General features: G+C 62.0%; 16 protein-coding genes and 1 pseudogene. 6 read left to right on the top strand and 11 right to left on the bottom strand.

The window, feature by feature from the left end:
- Positions 1 to 50: 50 nt before the first annotated feature.
- The 3 genes from EFAMC2_RS03250 to EFAMC2_RS03260 are packed head-to-tail and all read right to left on the bottom strand — an operon-like array spanning position 51 to position 3,105.
- Positions 51 to 872: a formate/nitrite transporter family protein gene (locus EFAMC2_RS03250; protein ID WP_154026945.1), complete on the bottom strand. Its 822-nt coding sequence runs from the start codon at positions 870 to 872 to the stop codon at positions 51 to 53.
- Between the two features lies 1 nt (position 873).
- Positions 874 to 1,425, bottom strand: a complete 552-nt coding sequence (locus EFAMC2_RS03255; protein ID WP_261980021.1) for a cyclodeaminase/cyclohydrolase family protein — start codon at positions 1,423 to 1,425, stop codon at positions 874 to 876.
- A gap of 15 nt (positions 1,426 to 1,440) precedes the next feature.
- Positions 1,441 to 3,105, bottom strand: a complete 1,665-nt coding sequence (locus tag EFAMC2_RS03260) for a formate--tetrahydrofolate ligase (protein ID WP_154026948.1) — start codon at positions 3,103 to 3,105, stop codon at positions 1,441 to 1,443.
- A 266-nt stretch (positions 3,106 to 3,371) separates the two neighbouring features.
- Between EFAMC2_RS03260 and EFAMC2_RS03265 the strand changes: the two genes are divergently transcribed.
- On the top strand, positions 3,372 to 4,487 hold the full coding sequence (locus EFAMC2_RS03265) for a PucR family transcriptional regulator (protein WP_187325118.1): 1,116 nt from the start codon (positions 3,372 to 3,374) through the stop codon (positions 4,485 to 4,487).
- A gap of 111 nt (positions 4,488 to 4,598) precedes the next feature.
- Here EFAMC2_RS03265 and EFAMC2_RS03270 read toward each other — a convergent pair whose 3' ends face one another.
- A complete protein-coding gene (locus tag EFAMC2_RS03270) occupies positions 4,599 to 5,420 on the bottom strand; it encodes an exonuclease domain-containing protein (protein ID WP_154026954.1) in 822 nt (273 codons plus the stop codon).
- A gap of 82 nt (positions 5,421 to 5,502) precedes the next feature.
- Entirely contained in the window at positions 5,503 to 10,617 is a 5,115-nt protein-coding gene (locus EFAMC2_RS03275; RefSeq protein WP_187325119.1) for a type ISP restriction/modification enzyme, read from the bottom strand.
- A 159-nt stretch (positions 10,618 to 10,776) separates the two neighbouring features.
- Here EFAMC2_RS03275 and EFAMC2_RS03280 point away from each other — a divergent pair, with 159 nt between their 5' ends.
- The 5 genes from EFAMC2_RS03280 to EFAMC2_RS03300 all read left to right on the top strand — a co-directional run bounded on the left by EFAMC2_RS03280 (position 10,777) and on the right by EFAMC2_RS03300 (position 13,214).
- Positions 10,777 to 11,082 (top strand): helix-turn-helix domain-containing protein, encoded by a 306-nt coding sequence (locus EFAMC2_RS03280; protein WP_154026960.1) that lies wholly within the window; start codon positions 10,777 to 10,779, stop codon positions 11,080 to 11,082.
- 56 nt (positions 11,083 to 11,138) lie between these two features.
- A complete protein-coding gene (locus EFAMC2_RS03285) occupies positions 11,139 to 11,654 on the top strand; it encodes an ImmA/IrrE family metallo-endopeptidase (RefSeq protein ID WP_187325120.1) in 516 nt (171 codons plus the stop codon).
- Positions 11,655 to 11,910: 256 nt separating this feature from the next.
- Positions 11,911 to 12,528 carry a DUF4417 domain-containing protein gene (locus EFAMC2_RS03290; RefSeq protein ID WP_261980022.1) on the top strand — a complete coding sequence of 206 codons (618 nt, stop codon included), beginning with the start codon at positions 11,911 to 11,913 and terminating at the stop codon, positions 12,526 to 12,528.
- Complete coding sequence (locus tag EFAMC2_RS03295; RefSeq protein ID WP_187325122.1) at positions 12,521 to 12,868, top strand: filamentous hemagglutinin family protein; 348 nt, start codon at positions 12,521 to 12,523, stop codon at positions 12,866 to 12,868. The genes EFAMC2_RS03290 and EFAMC2_RS03295 overlap by 8 nt, the downstream gene beginning before the upstream one ends.
- Position 12,869: 1 nt before the next feature.
- Positions 12,870 to 13,214 carry a hypothetical protein gene (locus EFAMC2_RS03300; RefSeq protein WP_154026972.1) on the top strand — a complete coding sequence of 115 codons (345 nt, stop codon included), beginning with the start codon at positions 12,870 to 12,872 and terminating at the stop codon, positions 13,212 to 13,214.
- A gap of 207 nt (positions 13,215 to 13,421) precedes the next feature.
- Here the strand turns inward: EFAMC2_RS03300 and EFAMC2_RS03305 are convergent, their stop codons facing one another.
- From EFAMC2_RS03305 to EFAMC2_RS10515, 6 genes and pseudogenes are all read right to left on the bottom strand, one after another.
- A complete protein-coding gene (locus EFAMC2_RS03305) occupies positions 13,422 to 14,303 on the bottom strand; it encodes a dihydrodipicolinate synthase family protein (RefSeq protein WP_154026975.1) in 882 nt (293 codons plus the stop codon).
- A gap of 130 nt (positions 14,304 to 14,433) precedes the next feature.
- On the bottom strand, positions 14,434 to 14,889 hold the full coding sequence (locus tag EFAMC2_RS03310; RefSeq protein WP_154026979.1) for an RbsD/FucU family protein: 456 nt from the start codon (positions 14,887 to 14,889) through the stop codon (positions 14,434 to 14,436).
- Between the two features lie 74 nt (positions 14,890 to 14,963).
- Complete coding sequence (locus tag EFAMC2_RS03315) at positions 14,964 to 15,761, bottom strand: amidohydrolase family protein (protein ID WP_154026983.1); 798 nt, start codon at positions 15,759 to 15,761, stop codon at positions 14,964 to 14,966.
- 5 nt (positions 15,762 to 15,766) lie between these two features.
- Entirely contained in the window at positions 15,767 to 17,023 is a 1,257-nt protein-coding gene (locus tag EFAMC2_RS03320) for a sugar MFS transporter (RefSeq protein WP_154026986.1), read from the bottom strand.
- 26 nt (positions 17,024 to 17,049) lie between these two features.
- Entirely contained in the window at positions 17,050 to 17,841 is a 792-nt protein-coding gene (locus EFAMC2_RS03325) for an SDR family oxidoreductase (RefSeq protein ID WP_154026989.1), read from the bottom strand.
- A 198-nt stretch (positions 17,842 to 18,039) separates the two neighbouring features.
- A pseudogene (locus EFAMC2_RS10515) lies at positions 18,040 to 19,664 on the bottom strand (UxaA family hydrolase).
- Positions 19,665 to 19,705 lie beyond the last annotated feature (41 nt).

A 19,705-nucleotide genomic window follows, 5' to 3' on the forward strand; every position in this document is an offset into this window, starting at 1 on the left:
GACGCCTCGTCGTCAGCAGACGACGTCCTCACGCCGCGCCCGCAGACGAACTAGTAGCCCAGCGCCACAAACATGGCGCCGCCCACTATGTTACCCAGCGTCAGGGCCGAAATGTTGGCGAGGGCGCCCGTGGCCGTGAGGGCAGAGACGTCAACGCCGTGGGCGGCATAGCCCAGGGCGTTGGCCACGAGGCCCATGGGCAGGAAGAACATGTTTGCGACGCAGTGCTCGAACCCGCACGCGACGAAGCACGTCACGGGCAAAAGTGCGGCGGCGAGCTTGTCCACGACGGTCTTGCCAGCGAACCCCATCCACACGGCAAGGCACACGAGCACGTTGCACAGGACGCCGCGGAAGAAGGCGACCCTCCAGGAAAGCCCGGCCTTACCTGCGGCAACCGCCACCATGGTCTCGCCCACGGCACCTCCCGCCATGTCGGCGAAACCCGCCCCGACGAGCAGTGCGGCGAGCAGAAGCGCACCCACGAGGTTGCCCGCATAGACGACGAGCCAACTCCGGGCGAGGGCAACCCACGAATAGCTACCGTGCATGCGACCGATGACCATAAGCGCGTTGCCCGTGAAGAGCTCGGCTCCCGCCACGAGGACGAGGAAGAGGCCCAGCGAGAAGGACAGCCCGCCGAGAAGCGACGAGGCCGCGGGGGACAGCGTCGCGTCGGACTTCACGAGCGTCATGAACATGGCGCCCAATCCGATGAAGAAGCCCGCCATCACGGCGAGGACGAAGGCCCTCGCAGGGCTCATGCCGGCTTTGGCAGACCCCGCCTCCACGGCTTTCGCCTCAATCTTCTGGGGCGTGAGGGCACCGGGGTCCGGAAACGCGGCGACCCGGGCTCGATGGTCTTCGGTCATGCTACTCACCTTCCGAGCGGGTCGCGGCACGCTCCGCCGCCTGTACGACATGCTGCATGAGAACGGCCGTGGTGAGCGACCCCACCCCGCCAGGCAGAGGCGTTATGGCACCAGCGACGGGCTCAACGATGTCAAAGTTGACGTCGCCCACGAGCCTGCCGGCGTCGTCGTCCCAGGTGATGCCCACGTCGACGTCCTTCTCGGGAGCGATGGCCTCGCATGCGACCGCCACGTCGAGCGAGGCGGGCAGCGGGCGAAACACAAGGATGCCGTGGACCGCCGGGTCCTCGCTGGCGGCAGAGATGGAGGACATGAGCTCAGCCCGCGAGCAGGCGGGATCGTGCGCGGCGCATGCGGGCCTGCCCTCGATGAAGCGGCAGACCATCGTGCAGAGCGCCGTTCCCAGCGCCCCCACGTAGGCAGAGGCCCCGCCGCCGCCCGGACCCAGCGCCCCCACGTAGGCGGAGGCTCCGCCGCCGCCCGGAACGGGCTCCCGGGCGGCCAGGCGATCGGAGAACTCCGCACAGGTCCTCTCGGTCATAGAAACACTCATGAACTGGGTTACTCCCTAGAAAAGGCCGGTGATGCGGCCGTCCTCGTCGACGTCGATGTTCTCCGCGGCGGGGCGCTTGGGCAGGCCCGGCATCGTCATGATGTCACCCGTGAGGGCAACGACGAAGCCGGCGCCGGCGGCGACCTTCACCGAGCGAACCGTGATGCGGAAGCCCTCGGGGGCACCCAGCTTCTTGGCATCGTCGGAGAAGGAGTACTGGGTCTTGGCCATGCAGACGGGCATGTTCGTGAAGCCCTGCTCCTCGAGCTGGGCAACCTGCTTGGCAGCGGCGGGCGTGAAGTCAACGCCGTCAGCGTGGTAGACGCGGCGGGCGATGGCGTCGATACTCTCGCGAATGCCGCCAAGCTCGTAGGCCTGCGTGAACTCGCTGGGCTCGTCGCACAGGCGCACGACCTCCTCGGCGAGGGCCAGGCCACCCTCGCCGCCCTTCGCCCAGACCTCGGACAGGGCAACGTTCACGCCTAGCTCGTGGCACTTGGCCTCGACGAGGTCAAGCTCGGCCTTCGTGTCCGTGGGGAACGCGTTGATGGCGACGACGACGGGCAGGCCGAAGACCTCGCGCATGTTGGTGACGTGGCGCAGGAGGTTGGGCATGCCGGCCTCGAGGGCCTCGAGGTTCTCCTCGGAGAGCGCCGTCTTGGGCACGCCGCCGTTGTGCTTGAGGGCGCGCACGGTGGCGACGACCACGCAGACGCTCGGGGTGAGTCCGGCCATGCGGCACTTGATGTCGCAGAACTTCTCCGCGCCGAGGTCCGCGCCGAAGCCCGCCTCGGTGACGACGTAGTCGCCGAGCTTCATCGCGACGTCGGTCGCCATGACGGAGTTGCAGCCGTGGGCGATGTTCGCGAAGGGACCGCCGTGGACGAACGCGGGCGTGTGCTCGAGCGTCTGGACGAGGTTGGGCGAGATGGCGTCCTTGAGCAGCGCCGTCATGGCACCCTCGGCGTGGAGGTCGTGCGCGGTGACGGGCGTGCGGTCGAAGGTGTAACCGACGACAATGCGGCCAAGACGGGCCTTGAGGTCCATGATGGAGGTAGCCAGGCAGAAGCAGGCCATGACCTCGGAGGCGACGGTGATGTCGAAGCCGTCCTCGCGGGGCATGCCGTTGGCGACGCCGCCGAGGCCGCAGACGATGTTGCGCAGCTGGCGGTCGTTCATGTCGACGACGCGCTTCCAGGTGATGCGGCGCGGGTCGATGCCGAGGGCGTTGCCCTGCTTGATGTGGTTGTCGAGCATGGCGGCAAGCAGGTTGTTCGCCGCGCCGATGGCGTGGAAGTCGCCGGTGAAGTGGAGGTTGATGTTCTCCATGGGAACGACCTGGGCATAGCCGCCGCCAGCGGCACCACCCTTGACGCCGAAGACCGGACCAAGGGACGGCTCGCGAAGCGCAAGTACGGCCTTCTTGCCAAGACGCTGGAGGGCGTCAGCGAGGCCCACGGACGTCGTGGTCTTGCCCTCACCCGCAGGCGTGGGGTTGATGGCGGTCACGAGAATGAGCTTGGCGCGGCGCTCCTTGTCGCGGAGCTTCGTGACGTCGACCTTGGCCATGTGGTGGCCGTAGGGGATGAGCTCGTCATCGGTCAGGCCGAGACCCTCGGCGACCTTGCTGATGGGCCAGACCTCGGCCTGCTGTGCGATTTCGATATCCGTCAGTGCCATGGGAGCTCCATTCGCTCGAGGGGTCTGCTGCGCCACCATTATCAGACGCCTCGCCGACCAAACTCGAGAAGCCCCCGCGACTGAGACACTTTGCATCTCTTGAGAGCGAGGGCACATGCGGCCGATGTCGTGTGGGAAAGGCAAAACAAACCCGTTTATCTCAACGCGTTTAATTCTATGAACCTCGCGCACGCACGTCTCAACCAGAGCGCGGCAACACCACTAAGATGATGAAACACTTTGTACCATGCAACGATGGAGACCCCATGCGGCTGAACCTCCAGATTCTCCGAGACGAGCTCGCCCCGCTCGAGTTCTCGAGCCACCTTGCCCCCGGGGCGGCAACGCGTACGTGCACCTACGCCCTCCCCCTCGTGCCCGGAGAGCCCCTCGAGGAGGGGCCCGTCTACGTCACGGAGGCAAGCGAGCTGCCCGCGCATCCCAGCACGAGCGGCATCGCGTCCGTCATCTGCGTGGGCCAGCCGACCGCCTCCTGGCGCCACGGAGACCTCGACATCCTCTGGACCGAGGAGGGTGCGATCGACGTGAGGGCGCTGCTCGCGCGCGTAACGAGGTCCTTCGCGCGCCACGAGGAGTGGGAGCGCTCGATGCGCGGGCAGATCGAGGAGGCCGGACAGCCGCGGGAGCTCGGGCTCGTGCTCGAGGGCCTTCTCGCCCACCAGCTGCTTGACGAGCGGCGCATCGAGGCAGGCGCGGGGCTTCTCGGCTGGGATGTGTTCGACCGCTACCTGTGCGTCTCGATCGCATCCGTGCAGCGCGGCCAGAGCCAGGAGCGCCTGGAGTCCACGGCGCGCTCGCTCTCCGGAAGGATCGGCGAGCTCGCCTGCGTCATGCATGGCGAGCACCTCGTCGTCTGCAACCTCACGCGCGCTGGCACAGACGAGGAAGGCATGCTGCGACGCCTTGCCGGCGTGTTCGTCCCGGGTCTGCTCGCCGTGGGCGCGAGCGAGGCGTACGGTGACCTCAAGAACACGTTCTACTACTACAACCAGGCGCTGGCGGCAGCGCTCCTGGGCATCAGGAGGCGGCCGGAGAGCGCCTGTTGGCGCTACACGGACTTCCTGCTCGCGGACATGCTGCGGCGTGTGCGCGTGCGCCAGATTCCCGCGGCGCTGACCCCGCCGGGACTCCTGCGCCTCATGGAGCACGACCGCGCGAACGGAACGGACCTCACGCGCCTTTTGCGCGGCTACCTCGACCGCGACCGCAACGTGACGCGCACCGCGCGCGACCTGTTCCTCACGAGAAGCACCTGCATCAGGCACCTGGAGCAGATCGTCGAGATAAGCGGCCTCGACCTGGACGACCCCGACGTGCGCCTCGCCTGCGACATCGCCCTGCGCCTCCACGAGCGGGAGTGAGGAGTGAGGCAGCGACGAGACCTCCCACCATTGACGCCAGTATTATCAAGAACAGCAGGCCATGAAACGCAGACAAAATCATGCGGCCTTATTTCACCTCGGCGAAGCGATTCATGACCTCCAAAATCTCTCCCGTGGTAATGATCTTTGCCTGAGTGCCCCCCCGCCAAAGACGACGTCGAGCTTGGTCCGTCCATCATTGTCGCCAATGGCCAAGAACTGCGTCTTCTTGGCCGGCTTTCCATCGCTCGCATCCATTCCACAAGATCGGAGAGCTTCAATGATCTCGCCGCGGTTGTAACCTTGGGTTTCGCCCGACACCTTCACCTTCAGCCCGACTGGGTTTTCGATATCACTCGGATAGCCCCTGAGTCCCATTTTCTCTGCCTTTTCTAGGACCTGCTCGACTCTTTCAGTTGAATTGTTAACTGTTCCAAGGTCGGAGAAGACATGCTTATGTCCGTGATAAGAATCGCGCCGAGGCGTCCAGACCGCAGATTCCAAGCTCCCAAACTCGGCAGACATCTTGAGATATACGCCCATGCAGGCATTTGCATCACAAAGCGCGTCATGATGCTCTCCGAGCTCGACACCATAACGATTGCAGAGCCCCACAAGTGAACTGGGAAGTCCGTGCTGTTGGGCAATCCGCATCGTATCAGCCGCCTCGATTACAGGCATCTCGATGCCGTACGCAGCCAAGCTCTTCCTGATGTGATGGATATCAGCACCATTAGCATTATGAGCAACGAGGATGTAATCGCTCAAGATATCCAGCAGCCCAGCTTCTTCGCAAAACTGAGGAAACGTAGGCATATCCTCAAGAGAGTCCCAATCAATGTGAAGGTGGTGCCTGTTCCATGGCGCTATTTCGCTCTCGGGGTTAATCGTCTGGCAAACAGGATCGCCGATACGATTCCCCCTCGAAGTCAGTCAGGATGTAGGCAGCCTGGCAGATTCTCTGTTGAGGATTGGCAGTTTCGCTATCCCAAAAGATATAGCCCTTGTCGTGCATTTACATCACCTTCCACTCAACGGGCCAGTCAGCGGGCTGCTCTCGCTCGTTCAAGGCTGGGAGCTGGGTCACGATATCGAGAGTCTCCATCGAGACCGTCACGACGCGCTCCACAAGATCCACGATGTAGCGCGGGTCATCCGAGTAGTCGTTGGGGTCGTTCGCGATACCGGAGGCCTTGTCCTTGCGAACCTGGTAGCGGTCCATGAGCCAGCCAATGGCGGAACGGCCGTTGACAACGTACTCGTATGCCCTCTCGGGAATGCCACGCAGCGTCATGCGCTCGGCAACATGCAGCACGGTCATGTCCTGGCCCTTGGGGTGGTCGTCATCTTTCTTGCACTTGCCGAAAGCCATCTTCTCGGTGCGGCCAGGGTCGACGGAATCGCCGTCCTCCTCGATTGAGGCCCAGGGCTCCACGGACTCGTAATTCACGTGTAGCTCTGCGAGCCTGCGGCCAGCTTCCGAGAAGGCTCTGAAGTCCGCCGCCAGCGGGATGCGCGGCAGCTCCTTCTTGAGGTTGGCGGCAAAGCGGCTACGGTACTCCGGCGAATGCAGAATACCGTAGACGTAGAAGAAGATGTCGAACTTGGTGAGCTCCTCTCCGCCGTCCTTCTTGAACCTGCCGACAAACGCGTGCGGGTACGCCTTGCGGAAGACCTCGAGCGCCTGGTCGGTGATGGCGTCGTGACGGGTAATGCCCTTCTCCTTATTCGAAGCACCATTGCCGAACAATGACGTCTGAGCACCGAAAGCCGCATAGTCATTTGTATCGAACAGGGCCGCGCCAGCCTCGAACTCCTCGTACCAGAAGAGGGGAAGACACTGAGCGCCATCCGGATCCATGTGAAGGTCCGGAAGAAGCGAGGTCACGAAACAAGAAAAATCTCTCCTCGTCGTCTGGGAAAAGCAGATAACAAGGTTCTCAAGACAATGACCAGGTATTTGTTGGTAGGTCATTGCGCCGCCTTTTCCCTTCACCCCTCCCGTCGCCGTAAGAGCAGCCATTGAGGAAGGTATGGGTTTGTTGGTAGGTCCTTGCGCCCGCTCGCCTTCGGCGAGCGGGAAAAGGCGGGTTTGTTGGTAGGTCCTTGCGGTCAGTTGTTTGCAGAAGTAGACAGCCTGCTTGCAGAATGGTCTGTACATGCCCATCACAACATGAGATTCATCATATGTCGCATGTCTGCCGCGCTTCACATCGTCAAGCTGGTTCCTGTTCCAGCTGATAACAGTCGGGTCATACGTCACAAAGTCCTCGGGCTTTGTTCCATCCCCTTCCGCGGTATAACGATCAACCTCGTAGTTGAGTCTGCCGATCAGACCTGCCATGTTGCCCTCAACCCTGGAGGCGGAGTAGTTCCATGCCCACGAGTCGCGGCCTGTGGCTATGCCGAGAGAGTAGGTCTGGAAGACGCCGGCGGGAGCCTTCAACTTTCCCAATGCAACCGGAGCGAAGAGGTCAAAGGACTTCTCCCTCTTGTCAAACCAGTCCCCATGCTCATCTGGCTCGATAGTAGTCCAGCTGACGTCACCATCAATCGCCGTGTCCCCAATGATTGAGAGCTTCTCGTCTCGAGACTTGTAGTCACCCACGTCGTGATAGTGAATCCTGCCAGCCCGATCGCCGTTCTTCTTTTTGATGAGCATCGTGACGGCAACGGGCGTCCTCGAGCCCTGCCCGAAGACTTTGCCGCCCTCCTTACGGGATTCCTCGCCCATCGTTCTCTGGTTACCCCTGAGGTCGAACACGTAAATGTCATCGACCTCCTTCCGGAAGCATCGGCGGATGCCAGCCATTGCCTGACCTCTGAGCCATCCGGCGTTCGAGACGAAACAGACGATGCCCTGTTCACCGATTCGGTCGGTCGCCCAGCGGAATGCGCGAATGTAAGAGTCGTACATCTGGCGCTTATTGCTCGCGTCAGACGCTTGGACATAGGTCTGTTCAAGCCTCAAGTCCAGCGTTGGGTAGGAGTCGTTGGCGTTAGCGTCATCCGCATTTTTCTGACCGGACGAGTACGGAGGGTTACCCACGATGACGCGGATGGGCAGGGCGTTCTGGATGCGTACACGGTCCGTGTTGTCATAGAAGACCTCGTCGTCGAGCGTGTTGCTCTCTTCGGTCATCTGGAAGGTGTCGGTAAGCACTGCACCGTCGAAGGGCACGTAGTCCCCACCCATGCGGGCGTGGTAGGCCTGCTCGATGTTCACCGACATGATGTAGTACGCCAGCAGCAGGATCTCGTTGGAGTGGATTTCCCTGGTGTACTTGCGGCGGAGCTTCTCGTCTGGAATGAGATCGCTCTCGATGAGGTGAGCCATGAAAGCACCCGTGCCCGCAAAGGGATCGAGGATGTGCACGCCGTCGTCTGCGAGCGACTTGCCAAACTCACGGCGCAGTACGCGATCGGTCTCACGCAGGATGTAGTCAATGATCTCCATGGGGGTGTAGACCACGCCCATCTTGTCCGACGCCCCCTTGAATGCAACCTTGAAGAAGCGCTCGTAGAGGTCGCGGATGAGTTGCTGGCGGGCAGCGTCGGACTGGATGACGGAGGCACGGCGGCGTACGCTTGCGTAGACCCCTTCGAGCACGTCGGCATCGGACGCCTCGCCGATGTTGTGTCCCTCGAGCGAGGAGAGGAACCTGTTGATCGCTATGGAGACGGGGTTGGAGTCCGCGAACTTGAAGTCTGAGAACAGTGCATCGAACACCGGCACCGTAATGATGTGTTGTGCCACCATCTCGATGGCGTCGTCTGCCGTCACGTGCGGGTTAAGCGAGTCTTGAAGGCCCTTGAGGAAGACATCGAAGTGGGTGCGGACGTCATCGTCTCCCCTCACAAGCTCGCCGATTCGCTCGATGTGCCTCTTCGCGATACGCGCCACGTCGTCAGCCCACTCGTCCCAGTAGATGCGCGTACCGCACTTCTTAACGAGTTGCGTCTTGACGGCTTTCTCCCAGCGCTCAACCGGGAAGAGTGATAGCTTCATCTGGACGCCCGAGGCGATCTCAGCCGCCTTGGCGTCCTCCCTCTCCTTCGCCGAGGGACCATTGCCGTCCCAACCCTCGTGGTTCTTACCCGAGTCAGCAAGCTTGTTCTTGTTTGCCTCCTGGAGAAGATTGAGCTCGTTGACGCGAGCCTCGATACGCTCGTCGTGAGAGCGCAGTGCCTGCAGGATGCTCCAGACGTTCGCGAAGACCTTGGAGTCGTCAAGGGCCTCCTCCGGACTCATGCCTGCCGGCACGAAGATGGGCAGGATGATGTAGCCGTAATCCTTGCCCTCCGCACGGCGCATGACGCGGCCCACAGCCTGGACCACGTCCACCGTGGAGTTCTTGGCGTTGAAGAAGATGACGGCGTCCAGGTTAGGCACGTCGATGCCCTCCGCCAGGCAACGGGCGTTCGTGAGGATGCGGCACTTGCCCTCCGGAACGTCCTCCCCCAACCAGGCGATGTTCTTGGTGCGAACGTCTGCTCTCATGTTGCCATCGACGTGCTTGAGCTCGCACTCGAGCCCGTAGCCCTCCTCCGCGGCATCTTCGGCGTAGCCTTCAACGATCTTGTTGAACGTCTCACAGATGGTCTTGGAAGCGTTGATTGTGGAGCAGAAACCCACAGCTCGGCGCAACGGCTTGGCATGGGCGGCAAGCACGTCCATGTCGTCGACTACGAGCATGTCGCCCAGGCCCGTAGCATCCTCCGGCGCTGCCTCGCCGTGGTCGACGAGGCCCTTCCAGCAGCCGATGATCTTACCAATGTCCTCCGGGTCGAGACTGACGGCATCGACGCCCTCATCGTCATAAGCGGCAATGCGCTCACCTATGGCGTCCTCCATAACCGTAAGAACGACGACCTTATAGTCGGTGAGCAGCCCCCTCTCGACCGCCTCGCCAAACTTGATTTGGTACGCGGTGGGACCATAAATGGATTCGTCGTCCATGGAGGCGATGGTGTAGTCCTCCTCGGCGCCCTTACGTTTTGCCGTCTCGCCATAGATGCGTGGAGTGGCCGTCATGTAGAGGCGCATTTTGGCGGCGACGTTCTCGTCGTAATGCACCTTCATGAAGGCGGAGGCCTCGGCCTTGGAGACGCCGGGCAGGGTGTTGCCCGTAGTGCGGTGTGCCTCGTCGCAGATAACGAGGTCGAACTCGGGAATGCCGAGCTGCTGGGCCTTGTGGATGACATCTATGGACTGGTAGGTGGAAAACACGACGATGAGGCCATCGTCGTTGGAGGCAGAGCACGCAGCGTAGGCGTTCGCGAGGCTCTCGGCACTTGTGGTGGCCGGGTACTCGAAGTCCATGAGCGTCATGGGGACGGAGTCCTCGAGGCGCGAGGCCCTCGAGTCAGAGCATACGACGAGCGGCGACATCCTCACCCTGCTCTGAGCCATCCACTCTCGCATGGACTGACCCACGAGGGCGATGGAGGGCGCACAGAACAGCACCGTCTTGGTCCCGAGCCCCTCGGGATCCAGGTACTCTTCGGCCAGGCGCAGCGACATGAGGGTCTTGCCCGTGCCGCAGGCCATGACCGCCTTGCAGCGGTCGTTGCTCTCGAAGGCCTCCTCGATCTTGGCGACCGCCTCCTCCTGGTGCGGGCGCAGATCATACGTCACGCGCTCGGATGCGGGGGCACCATCGATGAACGGCGTCCAGTCGAGGTTGGAGACGGCCATCTTCTGGGTGTCCACAAAGATGGCGCCCGACTTCTCGAGTTGCTGTTCGAGGTGCTTGCCGGCTCTCGCCGCAGAGGTCATGATCATGAGCTCTGCGATGTCATCGTCATAGGCCGCGCGGGCGAAAAACGAGTCGCAAACACCCTTGGGGAGGTCCTTGGACGCGTCATAGCACTTGCACTGGATGGCACACCAGAAGCCGCCGGTCACCGTCTGCGCGACGAGGTCAATGCCCGTGTCCTGGGCGTCATGGATGGGGCAATCGCTCCAGCCGAGAGCCTGCTCGAGCGTTCCCACGCGAGAGAAGTAGCCGGCCCAGAACGAATCGTTGCACAGATACCAGACGCAGGCAGCCTCGTACTTGGTGCCCTTCTCCTTCTCGGTAAGGCTCCCGTTGACTATGGGGTCGAGCGCGTCGTAGACGGACTTCATGCGTTGTCTCCTTTGCCAGTGCGCAGATGCCTCCATTTTATGGGCACAGCGGACAAAAACACGACTCGAATCGCACTTGACCATCGTACGCAACGTTGTCTAGAATTACCGTTAGTTGGTAATCGTTACCATGCAGGGATTGAAGGAGAGAGAGCAGATATGAGTTCAATCGTGGGAAGGAGGCTGGCGGCCCTGCTTTCCGAGCGCGGGATGAGCCAGAAGCAGCTCGCCGAGGCGACGAACCTCACGCCAGCCGCAGTGAGCAGGTACGTCAGCGGAGCGCGGGAGCCGCGCGCGATAACGATTGCCGCAATGGCGAAGGCACTTGGCGTCACGCCGGCGGATATCACCGGCGACGAGGTCGAAAGGGAGACGGACGAGGCTATCAAGCTCATCGCCCGCAACGCCCACGCACTCACCAAAGAGCAGAAGGCGGAGCTCATCGCCGCCTTGGTCCAGGACTAGGGGGACGCTTGGTTTCACGCGCACGCCAAATCGAGATTGAAGTCGAGATCGTCGAGATGCTCAAGGACTACGGTCGCGCGATGTACCCGATGAGCATCGGCAAGGTCGCAGAGGCACTGGGCATCGACATCGTTCCGTATTCCTCCCTCGATGAGAGGGAGAGAAGGCTGGCTCTCGCCGCGTCCGGGGACGCATTCGGCATACACAACGCCGACTTTACGATTGCGAAGATAGTCGTCAACGACATGACCGGGTCCTACTACAACCGATCGAGGTTCTCTGGCGCGCACGAGGTCGGCCACATCCATCTGGAGCACACGGAGGACACGCCGAACCGTGAGACGGAGGCCGACTACTACGCCGGATATCTCCTCGCACCCCACCCGCTCATCCTCACCATGCCAAAGGGGGCATCGATCGCCGACAGGTTCGGCATCAGCCAACCGTGCGCAGACTTCGCGTACGACCAGGCACAAAGCCGGCTCAGAGAGGGCGGTGCCTGGAGGCCCCATGAGAAGTGGCTCATCGAGAATGCGACGTGGAGGGGAGGTGGTCTCATTGGACGGCCTTAGATAAAAAAAGCCGCTGGAGCGCCAACTCCAACGGCCATCGGCTGGCGTGCGGATGCACACCCTGTAGCAAAGAGCAGTATCTCACGCCAGCCCTTTCTTGTCATCAGATTGCCGAGAATCGGCAGAAGGGGACTGGTCGAGAACCATGTCAACCGATTTGCGCCAAAAAACTCATTGCTGCCAGGGGACGCTGCCGGGCATTCCGCCCGAGAGCCGCAGACAGCGCGGGTCAAACCGCGATGTGGCCCACGCCTACATGACAAAGGGGGTGATCATCGACCAGACAAACGGCATGCCCGTCATGTGGCCCGAGTCGAACGTCCCGACCGGAATGGTACCGTTCAGCGTAGCCATGGGCCAAAAGAACCCTGACTACTCCTGCCACGTCCACTTCTTCGAGAACGACGACGTGATAGAAAGGTTCTGGAACAACCCCTGGCGCTACCTCGAGAGGCTCAGCCGCTTCGCGGGCGTCGTGGCGACCGACTACAGTACCGGGCCGAGTATGCCAGACCCCGTCAGGCGATACAACGTCTATCGAAATCAACTGACCGGAGCCTGGATGCAGTCCCTCGGGATAGCAGCGCTGTGCAACGTTCGCTGCCCCGTCTTCGGCCACGACTACTTTCTGGCAGGCGTGCCCCGGCACAGCCTCATATGCGTCGGCGAAGTAGGCTGCGTCAAGAACCGATACGACCGCAACCGCTTCGAAGGCGGCATCGTCAGAGCGGTTCAGGAGCTCGAGCCTACGGGGATCGTGGTCGTCGGAGGCGACTCGTACGGAGTCTTCGATTACGCAAGGGACTGCGAAATCCCGCTCTACTTCTTCAGGGGAAAGGCGGCGCAGGCCCACGCGCGTGTTGCCCATGTGTGAGAAGGGAGGCATGGGAGGCTTCGGGGGCCAGACGGGAAACCGGATGCCTTCCAACAAGGCGCAGATGGCGCACATCTTCGCCGACAGACCCGGACACCTGCCCGACACGCCCCGCAACCGGCAGACCATCGTCGAACTAATCAATGACCCTGCCAACAGAGTCGGAATCGATGGAAACGGTAAGAGTTGGTACTCGAAGATTCAGCCCGACGGCTCCCAACTGTGGGCAAGCGTCTGGGGCAGCACCCTTTCGGACGCGGGAAAGAACGACATGCCCCGGGAATGGAACGACGAGACGGGCTTCAACAGGAACCCGTTCCGAAGGAAGAGGAGGAACTGACATGGAAGTCGCAGCTCATGACGCCTTCATGGCGATGTACTACGCACTTGAGGCGGCGACAGATGAGTACACTGACCCAGGCCTGAAGACCCTTGTGGAGGACGCCGACCCCTTCGTCTGGAAGGACCGTCTCTCTGCCGACCCAGCAGTCTGGGCCGAGTTCTCGAAGGAGTTCTCCGAGAACTACGAGGAAGGGGGCGTCTCGCCGGAGGAAGCCCGCTCCTTCTGCCGGCACTGGCTTGCCAAGCAGGGGCAAAAGCACGAATTCTACCAAGCCCCCCTCGTCGAGGCTTTCGACTCAGTAGCCACGCCACAAGATTGGGAAGCCGTACTCACAGAGCTCTAGAGCATCGAAGGTCAGCAGGCCCTCGCAACGCCATGGCATTCAATTCCGGCCATCGCTCGCTGCCCCGTCATGAAACTTCTCGGCGACCTCAAGATTCAAAATCAAAATGCCATACGGCGCGCCAGAAGAAGGGCCCGACTCCGAAGCCTAATCCGGAGGCGGGCCCTTGGTCAAAACTAGCCATTTCGCGTTTCGATGGCGACGTCGCTACTCCGCGAGCAGCTCCGCGATGGCGGCCTCGTCGGCCTCGGTGGCCTGGACAGCCGGGTCGAAGATCTTCGTGGAGATGGGCAGGCCCTTGACCTTCACGGCAGCCTTGATGGCGGAGACGAACAGGTCGCACACGTCATAGACGGCCATGAGCTTGGAGATGCGCTCGGCGCACGAGATGGTCGTTGCATAGTCGCCGGCCTGGTAGGCGGCGTGCATCTTGGCGAACGTCTCGGGCTCCACGTTCGTGAGGCCGCACAGCACGCCGTTGCCGCCGCTCACGCGGTTGACCAGGTAGTACTCGTCAAAGCCGGAGAACACGGTGAACTCGGGGTTCACGGCACGCGCGGCGCGAATGACCTTGCGCGTGTGGCTGATCGTGTCCACGGTGTCCTTGATACCGCAGATGTTGGCGTGCTTGGCAGCGAGGGAGGCAACAAGCTCGGGCGTGAGGTCGGTGCCGGTGCGCGCCGGGAAGTTGTAGAGAATGACCGGGAGCTTCGTGGCCTCGGCGATGCCGCCGAAGTAGTGCTCGGCGGTAGGCGCGCTCGGGCCAAAGTAGTACGGGGACACCGCGAGCAGCGCGTCAGCGCCAGCCTTCTCGGCATAGCGGGTGAGCTCCAGAACGTTCGCGTAGTTCGTGTCGCCAACACCAATGAAGACCTTCATGCGATCGCCCACGCGCTTCACGGCAAAGTCGCAAGCGGCCTTCTTGTCCTCGAGCGAGACGCTGTAGAACTCGCCAATGCTGCCAAAGAGCAGAACACCGTTGAGACCGGCGTCGGCAAGGTGATCAAGGTGCTTGCCCCACAGATCGAAGTCGATGTTGCCCTCATCATCAGTGATGGTGATGGACGGACAGAAAATGCCCTCGAACATGTCACTACCCTTCCTTTTCTAGGGACGGACGCAATCTCCGCTATCCCTACCTTTATATCCAAAACAGCAGCGGGGACCGGACACACGAGGCGCCGGTCCCACAGGCATTTACCAGCTCTGACCAGGTAAGCTAGTCAATCTTCTCGTTCTCGTAAACGACGCCCTTCTGCAGGATGACGTTAGCATACTGGGCACGCTCGCTCGTGGCGATCACGACATAGGCCTTCTTGGCCTCGTCGTAGAACGGGAAGCGATCGATGGTACCAATGACATCGGCGCCGCGGTCGTCGACCTGAGAGACGAGTTCCTTGTACGTATCCCAAATCGGGGTCTCGCAGTCATCGCCCGGCACGACGTCCATGAGCGTAACGGGCTTCTCGACGTACTGGTCAAGCGGGACGAGCTTGAGAATGGCCTTGAGCACCTCAGGCACGCCGTGTCCGTCACAGCGAACGAGCTTGCAGTCCTTGGCGATAGAGGCCGCCGGGAAGTTGCCGTCGGCAATCACGAGCGTGTCACCATGTCCCATCTCGCACAGAATCGAGAGAAGCTCTGGCGGCAGGACCGGAGAAATACCCTTAAGCATGATGTGCTCCCTCTTTAAAACGGATGGATGGAAAGGCCCGCGCGCCTGACAGACGCGCGGGTCAAAAGATGGCGCTAGAGCTTGAGGCCGTACGCACGCACGGCGTTGTTCATGAAGAAGTCCTCGTCATCGCCAAAGGCGTCGCGCAGCGTCTGGAAGTGCTCGTCGAAGGAGCTGTAGAGCTTGACGACGGGCCAGTTGGACGCGTACAGGAGCTTCTTGGGGTCGAACGTGTCGCGCGTGAACTTGAGCAGCTCGGAGACGAACTGCTTGTCGGCCGTGGCGAAGCCAGAGACCTTCACGTAGAGGTTCGGCAGATTGGCGAACTTTTTCATGACCGCGCACCACTCCGGCGTGAGCGCCTCGACGTTGCCGAGGTGGTTCAGAATGACGGTCTCCTCGGGTGCCTGGGCGAATGCCTCGAAGGCGTCCTCGAGCTCGTTCACTCGGTTGCAAGACTCGAACGGCAGGCCCTTGGCGGCCAGCGTGTGCAGGCCCTCGATGAAGCTAGGCTCGAGGCAACGGCCACGGGGCTCGGAGTCGATGTGGAGCGGCTCACGAATGCCGGCGGCAAACGCGGGGACACGCATCCACGGAGAGACGTCGCTGCGAAGCATGCAGGCGAGCATCTTGGGGTGGGCGGCCTTGAGATCGTAGGCAATCTTGTCCTCGGCCTCGTGGTCGGCGCAGTCCACCTCGACATACACGCCACCAACGAACTCCACGCCGGCCTGACGGGCATACTCGGCCTCGAGGTCGGGCACCGTGTAGGTGTTCGTGATGGTGCCGTCGGTACCGTCAAGCCACGGGAGCTCCTGTGTATCGAGGTTCCAGACATGGAAGTGGGAATCGACAACCTTGAGATCAGACATGGTGCTTACTCCCTCTCAAAACCGATCTTGGAGCCTACGAAGCCGAACCAGGCGCAGTAGGCCAGGCAGGGAACGGCGACGAGCATGGCGATAGGCAGGCCGCAGGCGTCGCCGATGGCACTGACGACGACCGGGATGATGGCGCCGCCCACGATAGACATCGTGATGATGGAGGAGCCGGTCTTGGTCTCATTGCCACTCATGCCACGCAGCGACAGCGAGAAAATCGTCGGGTAGCCGATGGACATGAAGAGATAGGCAATGACGAACGCGGCGACGGAGACGACACCCAGGTCAAGGAAGACGAGGAAGAAGCAGATGGCAGCACCGGTCATGTACACACCGAGCAGCTTGCCCGGGTCCTTCTTGGCCAGAAGCGGCGTGGAACCAAAACGGCCGATGGTGAACAGCAGCGACAGGGCGCTCACGAGGCCCGTGGCGAGGCTCATCTCAAGTCCAGCGACCTTGGTGGCATACGTGGCGAACAGAGAGAAGCCAACCGTCTGAATGCCCACGTAGAAGAACTCGGCAACGACGCCAAGCTTGAAGTAGGGCTTCTTGAGGGCGCCGCCCTTTGCGGCCTTCTCGGAACCTGCCTCCTCGACGTCGCTCGGCGGTGTGGGGAGCTTCACGAACACGAAGACGGCAAGCATGATGGCAAGCGCGATGGCGATGACGATGTAGATGCCACGGGTGCTGCCAAGGAAGGCGGTCTTGGCCTCGGCGAAGCCAGGCTGGCCGGCCGCAACGGTAGTGCTCAGGATCTGGGCCATGATAAGCGGGCCCACGATGGAACCGACGCCGTTGAAGGACTGGGCGAGGTTGAGTCGCATGGACTCGTGCTTCTCATCACCAAGCTTGGTGATGTAGGGGTTGCAGTTCGCCTCGAGCGTGGTGGCACCAGCGGCGACGACGAACGTGGAGACGAGGAACAGGCCGAACGAGGCGGCGTTGGTGGCGGGCACCGTGATGATGGAGCCGATCACGAACAGGGCGAGGCCGGCGATGACGCCACCCTTATAGCCGTACTTCTTGGCGATTGCGCCGGCCGGAATGGCCATAACGAAATAGGCGCCATAGTAAGCGACCTGCATGAGCGACGTCTGGGTCGTCGTCAGCTCAAGGTAGTTCGCGATCGGGGCGTTCAGCGAGCTGACCAGGTTCATGGTCAGGCCCCAGACGAAGAACAGTGAGGTAACGAGAACGATGGCGACGGTTGCCGCAGAACCCTTCGAGCTCGCCTTCTTGGTGGGATCAGACATTCAAAAGCCCTCTTTCAAACCGCGGACTAGTCAAGCGCGCGGTCGAGGTTGACGTAGCCGCCGTCGACGTTGCACCACTGGCCGGTGGTGTGGCTGGAGCGGTCGGAGAGCAGGAAGCACGTGGTGTCGGCAATCTCCTCGGTGGAGGTCATGCGGTGCTCCAGCGGGATGCGGTCCGTGATGAGGGACAGACGCTTCTGCTGGGCCTCCTCGTCACCGAAGGTCTTGATCCAGTTGGCGTACAGCGGCGTCCAGGCCTCGGCGACGACGATGGCGTTGACACGCACGGAGTCATGGACGAGAGCGGCGGCCCACTCACGGGTAAGGCCGAGGATGGCACCCTTGGCGGCAGCGTAGGCGGTCGTCTTGCCCTGGCCGGTGAGGGCGACCTTGGAGGCGATGTTCACGATCGAACCCTTGCTCTCCTTGAGATAGGGGCAGCAGCAGTGAACGAGCTCGAAGTAGTGCGTGAGGTTGCCATGGAGGGACTTCTCGAAGTCGCGCCACTCGAGGGTCTCGAGCTCCAGGTTGTCGTTGCGACCGGCGTTGTTGACCACGCCGTCGATGTGACCGTACTTCTTGTAGACCTCCTCGACGATCGGCGCGATGGCGTCGGTGTCGTTAAGGTCGATGTAGTACATCTCAAACGTCTTGGTGATCTCAGAGATCTCGGCGCGGAACTCGTCCTCGACGCCATCCTTGCGGTTCAGGACCACAGGAACAGCGCCCTCGCGAGCGAGCTGCAGAGCGATGCCCTTGCCGATGCCCTTAAAACCGCCGGTGACGAAGACAACCTTACCCTCGAGATGCAGATCCATGATGTACTCCTTTTCCTGTCCCGGGTGTCTCGCCCCGGGGTTTGCCGATAGCGCGATTGTGACTCGCGCCGTATCCATCACGCGGATTGCTCCGCGGTGATTCCTTGCGCCTGACGCCGAATGCCAGGCTTCAGAGCCCTCGCCCGAGACCCGTCCCATGTGGGACGCCGTGAATCCCAGGGCCTTGGAGAGCGTCCGCTACATGTAGTTGCATAGGTGCGGAAGGGCCGTCTCGGTGTAGCCGAGCGCCTCGGCACATGTGGGCTCGCCGTTGCAGACGCGGATGATATGGTCGATCAGCTTGTCGCGCAGCTGCTCCATTGTCTCGGGGCCATAGATCGTCGCCTGAACATCGGCGTCGATGTTGTCGGCCATGGTCTGGGCCGTGCGACCGTTGGCCGTGATGCGCAGCACCGGCGCGATGGCGTTGCCCGTGGGCGTGCCCAGGCCGGTGGAGAAGATGACGAGCTGGCAGCCGCCGGCGATGATGCCGCCCACGCTGGAGGGATCGTTGCCCGGCGTGTCCATGATAACGAGGCCCTCGTGGCTCTTGAGCTTCGCCGCATAGGGATAGACGGCGTTGATGGGGCTGTGACCCGCCTTGTGGATGCAGCCGAGGGACTTCTCCTCGAGGGTCGTGAGACCGCCCGCCATGTTGCCGGGGCTGGGTTACCCTCGCGCATCTCGGCGCCAAAGGACTGCACGTACTTCTCGTAGTCGCGCACGATCTTGAGAATCTGCTCGCCCACCTCGGGCGTGGCGGCTCGACGGGCCAGGATGTGCTCGCCGCCGAAGAGCTCCGGGGTCTCGCACAGCACCGTCGTGGCCCCCTGGGCGACCAGCCAGTCGGAGACCTCGCCGATCAGCGGGTTGGACCCCAGGCCGCTGGAGGTGTCAGAGCCGCCGCAGTTGGTGCCGAAGATGAGCTCGGAGACCGGCACGTCCTCGCGTTCGCACAGGCTTGCCTCGCGGACGAGCTCGCGGGCGATGCGCGTGCCCTCGTCAACGGCCTTGATGGAGCCGCCGACCTCCTGAATGATCAGCGAGCGAATGGGCTTGTTGGTGCGCTTGCGAATGGCATCGACGACCAGGTCGTTCTGGCAGCCCTCGCAGCCAAGAGACACGGCCAGCACCGCGTAGACGTTGGGGTTGGCGGCAAGGCCGGCGAGCGTGTCGATCGTCAGCTGTTGGTCGACGTTGACCTGGCTGCAGCCATTCTGGTTGTGGAACGTCACGCAGCCGGTGACGGCGCGGGCGATGCGCTCCGTGGTGTCGGAGGCGCAGATGCTCGTGGGAAGGACGAGCACGTGGTTGCGGATGCCCACCTGGCCGTCCGCACGACGGTAGCCGCGGAAGGTGCGGGTGGACTCAGGCGCGGCCGCGGGGGAAATGACATCGGAGGCGGCGGAGGCCACATCGTTGGCGTCCGTGTCCTTGAGCTCATCGGAGCTGGCACAGTTGTGCGTGTGCACATGCTCGCCCGCCGCGATATCGGCGGTGGCGACGCCGATGTACTCACCGTACTTCATGACCTTCTCGCCACGCTTGATATCCGTGCGAGCAATCTTGTGGAACAGTGGAATGTGCTCGCGAGTCACGACATGGCCCTCGCCTCCGCCGGGCAGCGGATAGGCGACGTCAGTACCAGCCTCAAGCTCGTGAATGGCAACAACGACGTTGTCGTTTTCGTCGATGATGACGCCGTTTCTCATGAAGGGTCCTCCCTCTGTCTGGGACGGTTCGTAATCTAAGGAGACCAAGCGCAGGCGCTTGGCGCCCACTTGCGCTGCTTGGACCCCGCTTGTTCGGATATACAACACCATCCCCAAATTCCAATTGCAGAATAATTCTCTCGCGCCACGCA

Source organism: Olsenella uli, assembly GCF_901212655.1.
GTDB classification, from domain to species: Bacteria; Actinomycetota; Coriobacteriia; order Coriobacteriales; family Atopobiaceae; genus Parolsenella; species Parolsenella uli_A.

Coding starts and splice junctions, on each gene's coding strand:
- EFAMC2_RS03250 (WP_154026945.1), bottom strand. CDS start 872: ATGACCGAAGACCATCGAGCCCGGGTCGCCGCGTTTCCGGACCCCGGT.
- EFAMC2_RS03255 (WP_261980021.1), bottom strand. CDS start 1,425: ATGAGTGTTTCTATGACCGAGAGGACCTGTGCGGAGTTCTCCGATCGC.
- EFAMC2_RS03260 (WP_154026948.1), bottom strand. CDS start 3,105: ATGGCACTGACGGATATCGAAATCGCACAGCAGGCCGAGGTCTGGCCC.
- EFAMC2_RS03265 (WP_187325118.1), top strand. CDS start 3,372: ATGCGGCTGAACCTCCAGATTCTCCGAGACGAGCTCGCCCCGCTCGAG.
- EFAMC2_RS03275 (WP_187325119.1), bottom strand. CDS start 10,617: ATGAAGTCCGTCTACGACGCGCTCGACCCCATAGTCAACGGGAGCCTT.
- EFAMC2_RS03280 (WP_154026960.1), top strand. CDS start 10,777: ATGAGTTCAATCGTGGGAAGGAGGCTGGCGGCCCTGCTTTCCGAGCGC.
- EFAMC2_RS03285 (WP_187325120.1), top strand. CDS start 11,139: ATGCTCAAGGACTACGGTCGCGCGATGTACCCGATGAGCATCGGCAAG.
- EFAMC2_RS03290 (WP_261980022.1), top strand. CDS start 11,911: ATGACAAAGGGGGTGATCATCGACCAGACAAACGGCATGCCCGTCATG.
- EFAMC2_RS03295 (WP_187325122.1), top strand. CDS start 12,521: ATGTGTGAGAAGGGAGGCATGGGAGGCTTCGGGGGCCAGACGGGAAAC.
- EFAMC2_RS03300 (WP_154026972.1), top strand. CDS start 12,870: ATGGAAGTCGCAGCTCATGACGCCTTCATGGCGATGTACTACGCACTT.
- EFAMC2_RS03305 (WP_154026975.1), bottom strand. CDS start 14,303: ATGTTCGAGGGCATTTTCTGTCCGTCCATCACCATCACTGATGATGAG.
- EFAMC2_RS03310 (WP_154026979.1), bottom strand. CDS start 14,889: ATGCTTAAGGGTATTTCTCCGGTCCTGCCGCCAGAGCTTCTCTCGATT.
- EFAMC2_RS03315 (WP_154026983.1), bottom strand. CDS start 15,761: ATGTCTGATCTCAAGGTTGTCGATTCCCACTTCCATGTCTGGAACCTC.
- EFAMC2_RS03320 (WP_154026986.1), bottom strand. CDS start 17,023: ATGTCTGATCCCACCAAGAAGGCGAGCTCGAAGGGTTCTGCGGCAACC.
- EFAMC2_RS03325 (WP_154026989.1), bottom strand. CDS start 17,841: ATGGATCTGCATCTCGAGGGTAAGGTTGTCTTCGTCACCGGCGGTTTT.